General features: G+C 68.9%; 7 protein-coding genes and 1 CRISPR repeat array. Of the genes, 6 read left to right on the top strand and 1 reads right to left on the bottom strand.

All coding sequences use genetic code 11. The features are described from left to right. Positions 1-389: 389 nt before the first annotated feature. Entirely contained in the window at positions 390-1,649 is a 1,260-nt protein-coding gene (locus tag ACIQFU_RS37940) for a hypothetical protein (protein WP_402557896.1), read from the bottom strand. 4,634 nt (positions 1,650-6,283) lie between these two features. Beyond that, positions 6,284-7,108: direct repeats of the CRISPR family, unit length 28 nt; unit sequence GGAACACCCCCGCGTCGGCGGGGAGGAC. Positions 7,109-7,690: 582 nt separating this feature from the next. On the opposite strand from ACIQFU_RS37940, the gene ACIQFU_RS37945 reads away from it, so the two are divergent. The 6 genes from ACIQFU_RS37945 to cas6e all read left to right on the top strand — a co-directional run bounded on the left by ACIQFU_RS37945 (position 7,691) and on the right by cas6e (position 16,015). Then, positions 7,691-10,390 (top strand): CRISPR-associated endonuclease Cas3'', encoded by a 2,700-nt coding sequence (locus ACIQFU_RS37945; RefSeq protein WP_402557897.1) that lies wholly within the window; start codon positions 7,691-7,693, stop codon positions 10,388-10,390. Positions 10,391-10,457: 67 nt separating this feature from the next. Further along, positions 10,458-12,038 carry a type I-E CRISPR-associated protein Cse1/CasA gene (gene casA, locus ACIQFU_RS37950; RefSeq protein WP_402557898.1) on the top strand — a complete coding sequence of 527 codons (1,581 nt, stop codon included), beginning with the start codon at positions 10,458-10,460 and terminating at the stop codon, positions 12,036-12,038. A gap of 54 nt (positions 12,039-12,092) precedes the next feature. Further along, the gene (casB, locus tag ACIQFU_RS37955) at positions 12,093-12,767 is read left to right on the top strand and encodes a type I-E CRISPR-associated protein Cse2/CasB (RefSeq protein ID WP_402557900.1); all 675 of its coding nucleotides are present in this window, start codon (positions 12,093-12,095) and stop codon (positions 12,765-12,767) included. Between the two features lie 26 nt (positions 12,768-12,793). Then, positions 12,794-13,969 carry a type I-E CRISPR-associated protein Cas7/Cse4/CasC gene (gene cas7e, locus ACIQFU_RS37960; protein WP_381610694.1) on the top strand — a complete coding sequence of 392 codons (1,176 nt, stop codon included), beginning with the start codon at positions 12,794-12,796 and terminating at the stop codon, positions 13,967-13,969. After that, a complete protein-coding gene (gene cas5e, locus ACIQFU_RS37965) occupies positions 13,966-14,790 on the top strand; it encodes a type I-E CRISPR-associated protein Cas5/CasD (protein WP_361016940.1) in 825 nt (274 codons plus the stop codon). The genes cas7e and cas5e overlap by 4 nt, the downstream gene beginning before the upstream one ends. A gap of 577 nt (positions 14,791-15,367) precedes the next feature. Further along, positions 15,368-16,015, top strand: a complete 648-nt coding sequence (gene cas6e, locus ACIQFU_RS37970) for a type I-E CRISPR-associated protein Cas6/Cse3/CasE (RefSeq protein WP_402557902.1) — start codon at positions 15,368-15,370, stop codon at positions 16,013-16,015. The last annotated feature ends 610 nt before the right edge of the window (positions 16,016-16,625 follow it).

Consider the following 16,625-nt stretch of genomic DNA (forward strand, 5'->3'; position numbering starts at 1 on the left):
CACGACCATCGAGATCACCTTCAAGATCTACCGCCACCTCATGCCCGGCTCCATCAGCAAGGCCGCCAAGATCCTCAACCACGACCTCACCACATAACGGATTTCTAGGTCATCCCAACTGGCTAGATCTTTGAACTCCGTGAGGCGACGGTGAGGCGTCTGGTGCCATACGGGCAGCGAAAGGGGACTACGCTGCGGTGCGTCGGCGCTCGGCGTCAACCGTGCGCGGCAAGGCCTCCAGCTTGAGGTGCAGCAGCTGGCCCAGTTTGTCGTATTGCAGCCGACCGACTCGGTACGACGTGACGTGCCGGTCAGCAGCCACACCCGCACTTGCCACCGAGCTTTCGAGACCGGCCGGGCGCCGGCGGTGAGGCGCCGGATGGCAGAGGTCAGGAACGATCGCGTACGACGGCTCGCCTGCGCTCCGTGTCTGGTCCTGACTCCGGCACGATCCGCGGCAGGGTGGCGGAACGTAGGGCCCAGTGCACACGGAACTGCTTCAGAATCTTTCGGGCGCTACGCGGGGACACGGTCATCTCCAGCCGTGCCTCGGCCAGTCGCTGCAGGTCGCCGCGGGTCTTGTCGGGGCCGGTGTAGGCCGCTTTGCGGGCCGCAAAGTTAGGTCGCGCGAACACTTCGAGCAGGGTGCCGATGAAGTGGAGGTAGCAGGAGAACTCCTCCCATCGCTGGACAGGTTCGCCGATGGGATCGGTGCCTTCGGCGTGGGGAGGATGTACGGCGTGCGCCAGGTGCAGGATGCGCTGCTCAAGTTCGGGGTTGGCCTGACTGGAGTCGGCCTCACGGATCACGGCGATAAGGGTGTGCAGATCGTGCACGGTCTGCGCGCTGTCGGCGGAATCTTCGTGGTGGGCCAGTTGTGCGCGAAAACCGGTTAGGGCTTGCGCGGCCTCCTCCCAAAGCACTTCACGGGCCAGGGCCGCCAGTCCTGGCCGCCGGGTACGCCGGTGGGTCTCTGTCACTTTGCGGGTGTAGCGGATGAGGTCGCGTGGGAGCCCGCCGGACAGTGCGTGGACAAGTGCGACAAAGGGATCTGTGAATCCCGGGACTCGTATCTGCAGCAGCGCTCTGGACTCCTCCAGAGTGCGCGCCTCGATGACCAGGACGTCCTCCTGGGAACTGTCGGTGATATCGCGGGTGGGCAGTCCGCGGCGGATGAAGGCCGACCCGATGTCCTCCGACACCGACAGCACGAAGTACACGCGTGGTACGTCGAAGATGGCCTTGATCTCGGCGAGGAACGTACGGGCCTGCTCGCTCGAGCCCAGCCGGTCGAGCTCATAGATGCCGATGAAGACCTTCCAATTGTCCTGGCGCTCTATGGCGCTGATGCGGGACAGCAGACTGCGGAACTCCCATACCAGCTCCGGATAGGTGAAGGTGCGGGAGCTGCTGCCGCTGGTACAGCCGAATCCCAGGGTGAGCGCACGAGCCGACGCGCCGAGCGAGGTTGACGTGCCGACGGACTGTATGTGCTGCAGCAGATGCAGGTAGTTGTGGCAGTCGTGCACCAGGCGCCGCGTCGGTCGTCCGGTGAGCCAGCTCCTCGGATTGGCCCACCACATCGACAAGATCCCCACCACGAGCAGCACCACACGGGAGATCACCGGATGCTCCTGCCAGGCGGTCACCGTCCACTCCCACAGATCCACCGTCCACTCTGCGGCGGCGGGCTGAGCGAACACCCCCGCGTCGGCGGGGAGGACCCATACATCGTGTCCAGGCCGATCGTGTCCATCGGAACACCCCCGCGGCGGGGAGGGCCAGCCGGTCCTCGGCGAGCCTACGGCGAACGGCGGAGCACCCCCGCGTCGGCGGGGAGGACGGCGACGCGGGCGTCACGGTCCTTCCGTACGTCGGAACATCCCCGCGTCGGCGGGGAGACCATCGAGGGCTCCGGCGTAGGCCTCGGCCGGGGTGGAGCGCCCCCGCGTCGGCGGGGAAGACCGCGCGGTAGTGCGGGTAGCTCACGGGGGCTCCGGAACACCCCCGCGTCGGCGGGGCGAACCGCTTCATGAGCACTGGCCCGACCCTACGAGACGGAACACCCCCCACATCGGTGGGGAGGACCCGAGCCAGGTGATCGCCGCCATGATCCCGTCCGGAACAACCCGCGTCGGCGGGGAGGACGCCGGCGGCACCACGTCCCCGGACTCCTACGGCGGAGCACCCCCGCGTCGGCGGGGAGGACATGGCGACGGACGGGTCTGGCGCGGCTGGTGTCGGAACACCCCCGCGTCGGCAGGGAGGACGCGATCCCGCGCACGGTGCAGTCCTCCACCATCGGAATACCCCCGCGTCGGCGGGGAGACCTTGACGGGCCTGTCCTCGCCCTTCTGGGCGGCCGGAACACCCCCGCCTCGGCGGGGAGGACACGATGACCCCGACCGCCTCACGGACGAGGAGCGGAACACCCCCGCGTCGGCGGGGAAGACCCAGCGAGGACGGCCGCTACCCGGGTGGCCTTCGGAACACCCCCGCGTCGGCGGGGAAGACTCCGTCACGAAGACCTTGCCGGTCTCGGTCCACGAAACACCCCCGCGTCGGCGGGGAGGACGACAGGTACTTGTACCGGTCCTCCGAGCCGGCCGGAGCACCCCCGCGTCGGCGGGGAAGACCAGGGGACGCGACGACGGATGGCCTTGGCACGCGGAACACCCCCGCGTCGGCGGAGAGAAGCGCGCACCAGCACTTCCGCGCGCTGAAGACGTTCGGAATACCCCCGCGTCGGCGGACCGGCTGATGGCTGAGGCCCTGCCCACCGGTACCGGAACACCCCCGCGTCGGCGGGGAAGACCAACCGGTCAAGTCTTCGGCCCCGGCTGGGTACGGAGCACCCCCGCGTCGGCGGGGAGGACGCCCACACGGGCCGGTTGTGCTCGCGGCGCAGCGGAACACTCCCGAGTCGGCGGAGACGCCGTTACCCGCTGCCTGAGAAGCCGGCCAAGGACAGAAACACCCCCGCGTCGGCGAGGTGGACGACAAGCCGAACGACCTGCGGTACGCCTTCCTCGGAACACACCCGCATCGGCGGGAGGGCAGGACGGCGCGCTGCTCGACGGCCTGGTACGCCGGAACACCCCGCACCGGGGAGGACCGGTACGCGGCCAGCGCCGCGCGGACCTCGAGCGGAACACCCCCGCGTCGGCGGGGAAGACCCGACGAACACGCGGCGCGGATCTCCGGTCGACGGAACACCCCCGCGTCGGCGGGGAAAACAGGCCGGCCGGGAGGGCGACGTGTCGGTCACTCGGAACACCCCCGCGTCGGAGGGGAAGACTGCCCGCTCCTGTGGATACCCTCGGTAACCAGCGGAACATCCCCGCGTCGGCGGGGAGGACCCGGGCTCGGCGTGCTCCCGGACATAGGTGGTCGGAACACCCCCCGCGTCGGCGGGGAGGACCGGCCGGTCCCCTTCACGTACTTGTCGACCTGCGGAACACCCCGCGTCGGCTGGGAGGACGTCAGCGTCGCGACGGTCGGCAGCCACAGCACCGGAACACCCCCGCGTCGGCAGGGAGGACAAGCGCATCACCAGGGCGGCCCACCGCGCGGTCGGAACACCCCCGCGTCGGCGGGGAGGATCAGCACGCCCCGCGCCCTCCTGGCCCCGAGCTGGGAGAACCCCCGCGTTGGCGGGGAGACTCCCCCGGCTCCGTGTCTTGCGGGGACGGAACACCCCCGCGTCGGCGGGGAGGACGAGGTCCAGGAGGAGGGTGCGCAGAGCGTCCACGGAACACCCCCGCGTCGGCGAGGAGGACTACTGAACGAATGCTCCCGCAGCGTCGATAGCCGGAACACCCCCGCGTTGGCGGGGAGGACTGCGCCGCAGTCGCCGGGCCCTGGCGGCCCTCCGGAACACTCTCGCGTCGGCGAGGAAGACCATGCGAGCATCTCGACGGATGCGGGCTGCGCCGGGACACCCCCGCGTCGGCGGGGAAGACGGATCGGGCCGCATCATCTGCCCCGCGACCGCCGGAACACCCCCGCGTCGGCGGGAGGACCCGGAGTAGTCGACAGCCACGAATTCTGGGTCCGAAACACCCCCGCATCGGCGGCGAGGACGCCAGGTCTGGGACTGGCCCGTCACAGACTTCGGGTCACCCCTGCGCTGGCGGGGAGGATGGCGCGCCCGCCCAGCTCGTACACCGCGGCGGCGGAACACCCCCGCGCCGACGGGGAGGACCGCCAGACGGTGACGAGCTCCAGCGCAACCGACGGAACACCCCCGCGTCGGCGAGGAAGACCGCCAGGACGACCACATCGAGGAGGAGATGTGCGGAGCACCCCCGCGTCGGCGGGGAGGACTACGGCGGGGCGACCTACAACCGCATTCAACGCGGAGCACCTGCGCGTCGGCTGAGACGACGGCGACCGGTACCGCGGGGAGATCCTCCTCGTCGAAGCACCTTCGCGTCGGCGGAGAGGGGCAGCGTCGGTCACGGGCACACCATCCTGTCTGACCGGGGCACACCGCGTCGGCGGGGACGACGTCTGGAACCGCGTTCGCATCGCGTCGATGATTGGAGCCCTCCATCGGCGGGGAGGACCCCGACGCCGGTCCCGAGGACGCTGGCCACATCGGAAGACCCCCGCGTCGGCGGGGAAGACGGCCAGGGCGGCGTTCCCCCAGAACATCGCCTCGGAACACCTCCGCGTCGGCGGGGAAGACGGCCAGATGCCCGCCCCGAAGACCCCGATCGACGGAACACCCCCGCGTCGGCGGGGAAAACTCGTTCGCCTCCACCGGCACGCCCCACAGGGGCGGAACACCCCCGAGTCGGCGGGGAGGACAGCACGGCCTTCACGCCGGCGTGGGTGACGCGCGGAACACCCCCGCGTCGGCGGGGAAGACCTGGACTCCTGGACCTCCACGATCGTCTGTGACGGAGCACCCCCGCGTCGGCGGGGAGGACCCAGCCCTCGACGTGGCCAGCGCTTCGTCCAGCGGAACACCCCCGCGTCGGCGGGGAAGACGGCTGTGTCGGGACGATCTCCGTCTGACCGCTCGGAGCACCCTCGCGTCGGCGGGGAGGACTGCGCCGCAGTCGTCGGGCCTGGCGGCCCTCCGGAACACCCTCGCGTCGGCGAGGAAGACCATGCGAGCATCTCGACGGATGCGGGCTGCGCCGGAACACCCTCGCATCGGCGGGGAAGACAAGGCGATGCACGCCACCCGCACCCCCGACATCGGAACACCCCCGCGTCGGCGGGGAAGACGCGGTACCGACGACGGCCGTTTCGTCGTACGGCGGAGCACCCCCGCGTCGGCGGGGAAGATGCCAGTCCACTGGCGAGCAGCTCATCGTGCGCCGAAACACCCCCGCGTCGGCGGGGATGACGGGGCTGATGGTTGTACGCCACCGGCCTCCAACGGAACAACGTCGTTTCGACGACGTTGAGGCGCCAAACCTTCGGAGCACCCCCGCGTCGGCGGGGAAGACGAGCGTCGGGGGACGCCCCACGGCTACGTTGCCGGAACACCCCCGCGTCGGCGGGGAGACCTTCCACACGCCGGCGATGTCGGTCAGGCCCCGCGGAACACTCCCGCGTCGGCGGGGAGGACCGGCCGGTCCCCTTCACGTACTTGTCGACCTGCGGAACACCCCGCGTCGGCTGGGAGGACGTCAGCGTCGCGACGGTCGGCAGCCACAGCACCGGAACACCCCCGCGTCGGCAGGGAGGACAAGCGCATCACCAGGGCGGCCCACCGCGCGGTCGGAACACCCCCGCGTCGGCGGGGAGGACCAGCGCTCGCGGAGGTAGCCGAGGATCTCGGCCGGAACACCCCCACGTCGGCGGGGAGGACAGCCACCACCGGTACGTGCTGCCGTCACCGATCGGAACACCCCCACGTCGGCAGGGAAGACACCTACCGCGCCGCGAACGTTCGGCACTGCGGTGGGGCACCCCCGCGTCGGAGGGGAAGACCACGAAGCACTTGGGAACGAGTATGTGGGCGGCGGAACACCCCCGCGTCGGCGGGGAGGACTCAATCCAGAGGTCCGCCAAGAACCCGTTGGTCGGAGCACCCTCGCATCGGCAGGGAGGACTCCCTTGCGAAAGTAGAAGATCAACATGCATGCGGAACACCCCCGCGTTGGCGGGCAGGACACGACGATCCAGTCCACGGACCCGTCGTCGTGCGGAGCACCCCCGCGTCGGCGAGGAAGACTTCAGTGGGTCACCACTTCCCTGCTCACCGATCGGAGCATCTACGTCGGAGGCGAGGACGCTCGTGTCCTACCCTGTCGGAGGCGGGTCACGGAGCACCCCCGAGTCGGCGCAGACGACATCGACTACCTCGTCGTCGACGAGATTCACAACGGAGCACCTCCGCGTCGGCGGAGACGACGGCGACCGGTACCGCGGGGAGATCCTCCTCGTCGAAGCACCTTCGCGTCGGCGGAGAGGAGCAGCGTCGGTCACGGGCACCATCCTGTCTGATCGGAACACCCCCGCGTCGGCGGGGAGGACCCGCCCCCGTACACCACCCCAAACCCGATCGCCGGAACACCCCCGCGTCGGCGGGGAGGACCCGCCGAGCTGCGTACCCATGGGCCAGAAGTACGGAACACCCCCGCGTCGGCGGGGAGGACCGTTGGGGTGGACGGTACCTCTGGGGCTGCTGAGGAACACCCCCGCGTCGGCGGGGAGGACTGCCATCCGCCGACTGCCCCAAAACCCGGAGTCGGAACACCCCCGCGTCGGCGGGGAAGACCGAGGTGGGCAGTCAAGCGCGGCTACCGGGCACGGAACACCCCCGCCTCGGCGGGTTAGACCTCAAGGCCGGCGAGGTCACAGCGAACATCAACGGAGCACCCCCGCGTCGGCGGGGAGGACTCGACTGCCACCGGCAGGCGGGACGTGCGGACCGGAACACCCCCGTGTCAGCGGGGAGGACCCCGGGATGTGGCAGTGGCCGTAGTGCCCGCCCGGCACACCCCCGCGTCGGCGGGGAGGACCGTGGATACCGGAGGTGCCGGCGACGCCGAGTCCGGAACACCCCCGCGTCGGCGGGGAAGACTGCGGTGTTGATACCCCGGCCGTCGCCGACGTCGGAACACCCCCGCGTCGGCGGGGAGGGCCGGACGGGTCTTGCGGTGCCGGGGGTTTCTCTGTTCGCGGTGTCGGCGGTATCCGCTGGTAGCCGGGCATCTCGTCCTGTGGCGTATCCCAGTAGCGAGGAGACGTGTTCAGCCAGTGGGGGGTCTGCAAATGAGGGGTGACGGACCCCTTGGGGTCCGTCACCGTTGGCTCAGATGAGCCAGCTGACGAGTTCGCTGATCAGAGCGCGGATTACCGCGCTGATCACTACGCGTGAGGTCTCGAGGAGTACCTCGCGGCGCAGGACGAACTTGTGCAGGAACCGGGACATTGCATCTCCAGAGCGCAGACTGGGCCGAGGTGACGCTCATCCCTCGAGAGGGTCGTGCGTTCTGCTCGGCGTTGCCGTCGCTTCGGTGAGTCAATGCGGTTCCGCGCACCTCCCAGGGAGGCGTGCAGCGGTAAGTACTCTACGGCGGAAACCCGTTGGCGGGGCGGTACTTGAGGCATGTACCCCCGTCGGCCCTCAACGAGATGCAGCAGAATGAACGGGGATCTGCGGCCGGGTGTGTCTGCCGCGGCCCTTCGGATGCGTCTGCACTGGATCCGTGACGAGGAGCAGCTCATGTCTCTGGACTCCCGCCTGTGGGGCAAGGCTGCCGGGCTGGGCAAGGACGCCCGCGGGGCTCACCGTACGCATCCTTTGATCTGTCATCTGCTGGATACGGCAGCTGTCGCGGAGGTCCTCTGGGACGAACTGCTGACCTCGCGTCAGCGGAGCATGGTGGCCGGGGCGCTGCAGGTTCCGGACGGGGAGGCGCGGGCGCTCGCGGCGTTCTGGGCGGGACTGCACGACATCGGGAAGATCAGTGTGCCGTTCCAGCTGCACCGCAACGGTCCGAAGTACGCGGATGGGCAGCTGATGGCGCAGGAGCTGGGCGGTGAGGACGGGTACGGGTTCGCGGCCGGTGCCGCGCTGGACAGGCAGTCGCATGAGGCGGCGGCGCACTGGTGGCTGGTGGGAGTCTTCGAGGAGATCGGCTATCCGTCGTCGAGGCGGCGTCCGCAGTCCCGGCTCAGTCACGCGGTGGCCCAGATGCTCGGTGGGCACGGCGGCCGCTACCACCCGGTCGTCCACGCCAAAAACTCTCGGTGCCCTGTCGCCCGTCACCCCGGTCTGGGCGCGGGCAGGTGGGAGGAGCAGCGGCGGGTCCATTTTGATGAGGTGCGCCGGGTGACGGGGGCGGCATCGGTTCCGCGGGGGCGGATGACGCCGGGGGCGGCTGTCGTCTTGACGGGGTTGGTGACCTTGTCGGACTGGCTGGCCAGTATCGACGAAGAGATCAGGGCCAGGCTCAGGGAGGAGGGGTGGGCCGGCACTCCTGAGGACCTCGATGCCTACTGGCAGGTTGCCCGGGCGGCGGCGCTGCGTCTGGTGGAGCAGAGCGATCTGGTCGGGACGGGGTTCGCCCGGCCGGAGCCGGTTCAGTGCGCGAGTGAGACGAGTCTTGAAGCCAGCGTGGAAGCCCAGTTGCCTGATCTTGTGTCCGCGCACGGGCCGGGCTTGGTGGTGGTGACGGCTCCGCCGTCGCAGGAGCGCACGCAGGCAGCTCTTCGTGCGGCAGCGGTCCTCGGGCATGCGGTGGACGCGCGCGGTCTGTTCTATGCGCTGCCGACCGGTTCGGCGGCCGACAGCCACATGGCGCAGCTGCATGCTTTTGCTGAGCAGGCGCTGACGGGCCCCTGGCGCTCGCTCCTGCTGCACAGCTCGTCGCGGTTGAAGCCGGCGGAAGCCGCGCAGCAGTGGGTGCATGCCCATGCGGCGGGTGAGGTGAGTGCGGAGCCTGGTGAGGAGTGGGTTCTGGCAGCGAACAGCTGGCTCAATTCGCATCACCGCGCGCTCTTGGCGGCGCTGGGCACGGGGACGGTGGACGAACTTCTCCAGGCGGTCATGCCGGTGGAGTTCAACGTGATGCGGCTCTTTGCCTTCTCCGGCAAGGTCGTCGTGGTGGATGAGGCCCATGCCCGCGGTGCCTGGGGGCAGAAGCTGATGCTCCGGTTCCTGGAGTGGGCCGCGGCGCTGCAGATTCCTGTTGTCCTGGCGGCGATGTCTGCGGACAAGTCGGTGGACGCGATGCTGGCGGCCTATCGCCGTGGTGCTGGAGGCGGCAAGGAGGCGCTGGTGCAGCCTCGCCGGCCGCCGGCGTGGTCGTTCGTGGACGCACAGTCCGGAACGGGGCACCTGCCCCGGCAGCCCGCGGAAACCGTTGATGCCGGCACGCTCAGCATCGGGGTTGTTGATGGTGCGCCGTACGACGAGATCCAGGCAGCGCTTGCCCCCTTGGCCGAGGCCGGTATCGGCCGGGCTGTCGTCTACCGGTCGACGCCTGCGGAAGCCATTTCTGCGTTTCGTCAGCTCTCGCGGGACCTGCCCGCTCTCGAGGTGACCCTGGTCCATGAACAGATGCGCAACAAGGACCGATGGCGGCGTCTCGCGGCCTGCCGGAGCACCTTCTCTACCGACGGCGGCGTCAGCGGTCCTTCCGTGCTGGTGACGACGCCGATGCTGGAACACGTCAGGGGTCTGCGCTTCGACTTCGTCGTTTCGGGGCCGGCGCCGCTCGCCAACCTGCTGGCCCGCGCGGCACAGAGCGCGGGTGACCAGCCGCGGCTCGTGGTGCTCCGAGCGGACAGCACGTCCGAGCTGGACGACGTCGCGCTGGTGCGGCGTATTGGCCTGGTTTTGGGGGCCGGCAGGACGATTTCCCTGCCGGAGGAGGTGCCCCTGCTGTTGGACGAGGTGTACGCCGATGAGCTCGTCGACAGGCTGGGGGAGGCTGCGGGGCGTGAGCTTCAGCAGCTCGACAACCGGCGGACGGTCCGGGAACGAAGGGCCACGGGTACGGCGGGCTGGCTGCAGGTGCCGGGGCCGTGGAAGCTCGATGGCGACCTCGGCCTGCTGAGCCGCGACCACCCCGGTATGGAGCCCCGGCTGCTCTCGTCCGTGCTCGGCGACGAGATGGTGCATGTGGTGTGCCTGTACCCGGGGTCTCTCCTCGAGGACGGGGTCCTCGGAGAGAAGCTTGCGCGCGATTCCAAGCGCCGACCGAGGCCGGGCCAGCTTGTCCCCTACCTGATCCCCGTGCCGCAGCGGCTCGTCGACGGCGTGAAGGGCGACGCAAACAGCGTCTGGCGCGACATGGCCGCCCTCAAAACTGTTCTCCGGCTGAACGTGGCCCCGGTAGACGGAGGATGGGTGCGAACCGGCGAGGGGTACCAATTCCACGTAAGTGACCTGGGCCTGAGCGTCGATCAGTTGCCTTGAACGGCCCACATCCTCCCCGGGTATCCATCTAGGATGCGGTGACGCGCAACGAGGGGGGGGAGGGCGCGTGACCACGTTTGCGTCCAATCTGGTCGACCAGCCATGGATCCCGGTCGCATGGGTGGAGGGGCAGTCGGGCCCGCCTGAAGTGGGACTCAGGGACCTGTTCATACACGCCCGGCAGATCCGCACGCTGCTGGTTCCGGAAGCTCCGGCTCACTCGGCGCTGCTGCGCTTGCTGTACGCGCTGACCGCCCGGATCACCGCTCTGGACGAGGCAGGACCCGGAAGCTGGGGCGACCGGCGCGAGCAGGTCCTCGGACAGGGGTTTTTCGAGCAGAGCATTGATCTGCCTGACGGCCGCAAAGCCGGCATTGACGGCTACTTCGGCCGGTGGAGGCACCGCTTCGACCTGTTCGGCGATCGTCCGTGGCTGCAGGACCCCCGTCTTCCGGACCAGTGCGACCGGAACAAGACTGCCGGCGTCCACAAGCTGGTCATGAGCCGGGCAGCAGGCAACAACCACTCCTGGTTCGAGCACTGGAGCCACGACAGTCCTGTTCCTGCCGATCTCTCGCAGACGGCATTAGCACTGCTCACCTGGCATTACTGGGGAGACCCCGGCGGCCTTTCCAGGCGTGCGGTCGGACAGGTGAAAAGTCACTACGCGAAAGCCTCGCCCCTGCGGGCCGCACTGTCCTATCACCCCCAGTGCGACAACCTGCTCCTCACCCTGCTGGCAGGCCTCACACCGCCGGACGGCGACGTCAGCCGGCACACGGACCTGTGCCCGTGGGAACGCGAAGACCTCCCGGACCCGCTCAAGCCGATGCCCGAGCCGCAGGGCCCCTGCTCACGGCTCACCGCCTGTTCACAGCACGCGCTCTGTCTCGTCCCCGCCCCAGACGGAGTGCACACCGCCGACGCGTACATCACCTGGGCTTACGACGCCGAGCGGATCCGTCCGGAAGACGACTACCTCATCTGGGACATCGCCAAGGACGGGAAGACGTCTCCCCGGCCCGCAAACGCCTCCCGCTCTCTGTGGCGGGACATCGACGCCCTTCTGCACAAGCAACTGGACGACTCGAGCCCCGTCCAGCCGAAGGTCATGGACCATGCCTTCGACGTCAGCGAGTACTTGCGGGTCCGCGCGCTCGGCTTCGAACAGGACGCCAGCCAGGCAGCCAACCACCAGTACGTCGACTCCGTCACCCCGGTGCTCCTGTCCCGAGTGGAAGAGGATGCGGCGCACACCGATCGGCCCGTACGCCAACTCCGTGAACTCGGCGAGCTCTTCGGGAACCGGCTGGAGCAGGCCACAAAGGAAGCCTGGCTGAAGTACACGGCCGACAAGAAGAACGACCCGGGGGCCTGGCAGGACGCGGCCGCGGCCCGCTACTGGCCGTCGGCGGAAGACGAGTTCTGGTCCCGCTTCCGGAAGCTGACACGCTCCGACGGTGCCATGGACACCGCATTCGACTTCGAGGCCGCCTGCCGGGCCTTCGGGCGGCACGCGCTCGACGCCTACGAGGCAGTCACCGGCTCCGTGACGCGCACACCACGGGGCGCGAAAGCCGTCACCCGGGCGAAGGCCATCATCCTCGCCGCCCTGAAAGACCCGCACAAGGCGATGAACAACCGGTGACGAAAAGAGCGGCCAAGAAGTCGTGACTGTCGCCCGCCGACCCGAGGACAAGCTGTGACCTTCCACGCTCCCGAAGTAAGCAAGCGGCAGAACAACCGCGCCACGTATGCCGCATTCACCACGCACATCGAACGTCTGTGCCGCACGGACCCCGGTGCCCGTGCGGCGCTGCGCGCGGGCCTGCGCCGCGACCTGGACCACCCGCGCACCCGCCCCATGCACCGCCTTCTGACACCGCGGCTGCCGGACGGATGCGACGACACCACAGCCCAGGCCCATTACACAGTGGCCTCGCTGATCGCGGCCCAGCCCCGACACGCCTTCTCACCCGACCAGAACGACGACGAAGCATCCGCAGACGAACACGCAACGGCAGAGAACCAGGCGCCCAACGAGAAGGGGGAACCCGCCAAGGAGGCTGCTCCGCCCGGTCCGACCCCGTATGGCACCTCATTCGGAGCCGCCCTGGGCAATGCCGTCACCGCAAAGGGCAAGCCGATGCGGATGAGCGCGGCAGAAAGCCGCATCAATCTCCTGACGCGGCAGAGCCTGCGCGGTATCCACCTGCACCTGCCTGCCGCGGTGAATCAGGTACGCACCACCGGCGTCGTTATCAACTGGGGACAGTTGCTGGCAGACCTCGTCGACTGGCAGTACCAGCCGGGACGTGTCAGCCGCCGCTGGCTGCAGGACTTCTACCGGATCACGGCCGGCGCCGACCCGGCCTGACCCTTCTCGCCCATAGGAGATCCCCGATGACCCTCAAGCCACGCTTCATCGACATCCACGTCGTCCAGCCAGTTCCCTACGCGAACCTGAACCGGGACGACACCAACTCGGTGAAGAGCATGCTCTACGGCGATGTCCTGCGTACCCGCATCTCCAGCCAGTCCTGGAAGCGGGCCGTCCGCGAGCACTTCCAGGACGCACTCGGCCACAACGCGCTGCGCACGCGCCGTATCGGTGAGCGGGTCACCGAGGTGTTGCGCGGGCGTGGATGGGACCAAGCGCTTGCCGAACGTGCGGGTGCACATGTTGCGGCGGGGAGCAGCATCAAGTGGGAGGTGGCCAAGGGAAAGGACCGGCAGCCCATCACGAACAAGGTCCTGACCAACGCGCTCGTCTATCTTCCCGACGACGCTGTCGAGGAACTGGCCGACATCGCCGAAGCCCACAAGGAGGAGCTCACGACCGACTTCACCGGCAAAGGAAAGAAGAAGCCCGAAAGCGCCCTGACAGGGAAGATCGACAAAATCCTCGTCAAAAGGAACGGGGTCATCAACCTCTTCGGTCGTATGCTCACCGAGGTCGACCAGGCCAACGTCGACGGTGCCGTCCAGGTCGCCCACGCCTTCACCACGCACACCACCGAGATCGAACTCGACTACTTCGCAGCAGTCGACGATGTCACCGCAGCGAAGGGCGACGAAACTGGCAGTGGGCACATGGGCACCGCCGAGTTCAGCACCGGCACCTTCTACCGCTTCGCCACCGTCGATCTCAAGGAACTCATCAAGAATCTGAGCGACGACAGCGACATCGCACTCGACGCCGCCCGCGAGCTGGCCGGCCAGTTCCTGCGCTCCTTCATCGAGTCACTGCCCCAGGCGAAGAAGAACTCCACCGCCCCGCACACCATCCCGCACCTGGTCCACGTGGCCGTCCGCTCCGACCGGCCGCTGTCATTCGCCGCAGCCTTCGAAGAACCCGTACGATCAGCCGGACACGGCGGTTTCGTCGGGCGCTCCGTGCAAGGCATCGACGCCTACGCCAAGGCCGCGAACACCCTCCTGGGCCCCGACCGCGTACTGCACGCGTCACACGCTTCCCTCCAGTTCGACAAACTCGAGCACCTCGGCCAGCGTCACTCGTCCTTCGAGGCCCTGGTCACCGCCACCGTCGACTTCGCTCTCGCCGAGGCCCCGCAGTGACCGACCGGCCCTCCCAAGGGCTGCTGCTGCGTCTGGCCGGCCCACTCCAGTCCTGGGGCACCCACAGCAAGTACATGCGGCGTGACACGGCCCGATTCCCCACCCGGTCCGGCATCGTAGGCATGCTCGCCGCAGCACTCGGACGAGCGCGCCAGGCGCCCCTGGACGACCTCACAGACTTGTCGATGACCGTACGTGTCGACCGACCCGGCGTCGTACTGTCCGACTTCCACACCGTCGGCGGTGGACGGCCCCCCGACGAGACAGTGATCACCGTCGACGGCAAACACCGCCCCGAAGGCAAGGGCACCCTGATATCCAAGCGCCAATACCTGGCCGACGCCGCTTTCACCCTCGCGCTGACCTCTGACGACCAAGCACTCCTGCACACATGCGCCGCAGCCCTGCGCAACCCGCACTGGCCCCTCTCCCTCGGCCGCCGCTCCTGCCCACCAGAAGGCCCGATCCTGCTCGGATACGCGGAAGATCCCCTGCACCACCTGGTCCAGCTGCCCCTGGCAGCCAAGAAGCCGCGCAGCGGCCCGCAACCGATCGACTTCTACAGCGACAGACCGCTCGGTACGCTCCCCGTGAAATCCGACGCCCCGGACAAGGACGACGGAGACCACCACAGCGGCGAAATCACCGACGAGCCGGTGTCGTTCGCACCACTGGCACGCCAGTACCGGCCCCGGCCGCTGTACCGGCGCGCCGTGCACCTGCCGGACGCCGCCTACGAAGGCTTCAGCACCCACCACCTGAAGACGCTCCAGAACTACATCGACACCCACTTCGACACGGCGGAAAGGAGCGCTCCGTGACTGCGTGCCCGGCCCCCCTCGTGGCCAGACGGCGCGAGGCCCGCCGAACGGGGCGGCCATATGCACGACACCCGACGGTGCCACCACATGGTGCAGACGTTCCCGGACACGCTCGCAGCAGCCAACGACTACTCCTGCTACACCCTCACCGACGCCACCTGCCCTACCAGGACGCGAGCGTGAACACGCTCGCGCTCCGGCTCGCCGACCCGATGCCGGCCCGGGACAATCACCCGGCGAGCACCACCATGGGGGACACCACCCCGCCTCCCGCGCGCGTCGCACTGCTCGCCTTGCATGCCGCAGCGCAAGACCTCACCCGCCATGACCAAGGCACACCCAACCCCCGCACAGCCTCGGAGCGCACCGTCCGTGTAGACGCCGCCACCCGCGGCGGCCTGCAAAGCAGACGCGCTCACCGCGTACGACATACCCCTCTGCTCCGCCCTACACAGCCGCAACCACGGCCGACGTCTCCTAGACCGCACTCGGGAACACGACTCCGTGCACCTGGTTACCCACGGCATCACACCCTGCTCACGAAAGTGATCGACTACGCCAACAAGGAGGCCGCCACATGAGCCGCCGCGCGGCCCTCGCCCGCATCCGCCTCAATCCCCACAGCCGCGCCGTCCAGCGCGACCTACGCAACGCCACCGACATGCACCGCACCCTGATGCGTATGGTCCCCGACGGCCTGGGCGACAGCCCCCGACAGGCGGCCGGGCTCCTGTACCGCCTCGATGTAACCGACACCTTCGCCACGCTCCTGGTCCAAGCCGCCACCCTCGACCCGACACGCCTGCCCGACGACTACGGCCACACCGACGTCAAAGACCTCACCCCAGTGTTCAACGCCCTCCAAAGGGGCCTCGCCGTCCGCTACCGCATCGTCGTCAACCCCGTCAAAACCGAACGTCTGCCACTGGAGAACAAGGGCCAGCGCGGCAAACGCATCGCCCTCACCGGACCGGACGCCGACCAGTGGTGGGCACACCGCGCCCACGAAGCCGGCCTGCACCTGACCACAGCACTGCCCACCCCGGTCGCAGCCGTGCATGGCCGCGGCAACAACGCCAGCGCCGCGCGACATCACCTCGTGCGCTACGACGGCACCGCCACCGTCACCGACCCTGATGCCCTCGCCGAGGCTGTACTGGTCGGCATCGGACGGGCCAAGTCTTACGGCGCCGGCCTGCTCAGCCTTGCCCGCGCAGCCGCATGAACCCACCTTCCGACCGCGGCGCCGCAAGCCCTGGCCGCCGACGAGGGGCGCGCCGCAGGTCTAGTCAACTTTCCAGCAGCGGAAGTGGTTCTCCCCATCGACGCGGGGGTGCTCCGTTCGGCGACCAACGCCACCCCGACGGCACCGGGTCCTCCCCGTCGACGCGGGTGTGCTCCGCCCCGGGTGACCGTGAGTGCGGTCCCGCCCACGCGGTGACGTCCTACCCGTCGACGCGGGGCGCTCCGCCGGTACCGAAGGTCTCCACCGTGTACGTCACGTCCTCCCCGCCGACGCGGGAGTGCTCCGCCGACTCGGTAGCGGCGGGACTCGTGACCGACGTCCTTCCCGCCGACGCGGGGGTGCTCCGTACAACGAAAACGGCTACACCCAGCTCGGGCCGTCCTCCCCGCCGACGGCCCGGGGCCACAAGTCTCGATGCGGCCTCAAGCTCCACTTCGGTTCTCCAGTCAACGGCATCGACATCACAGTGGACCTCATCGTGCCTCTGGTTCTTCATGTGGTGAGGTCGTGGTTGAGGATCTTGGCGGCCTTGCTGATGGAGCCGGGCATGAGGTGGCGGTAGATCTTGAAGGTGATCTCGATGGTCGTG

Origin of the sequence: Streptomyces sp. NPDC093065, from assembly GCF_044754585.1 — a bacterium.
Classification (GTDB): Bacteria; Actinomycetota; Actinomycetes; order Streptomycetales; family Streptomycetaceae; genus Streptomyces.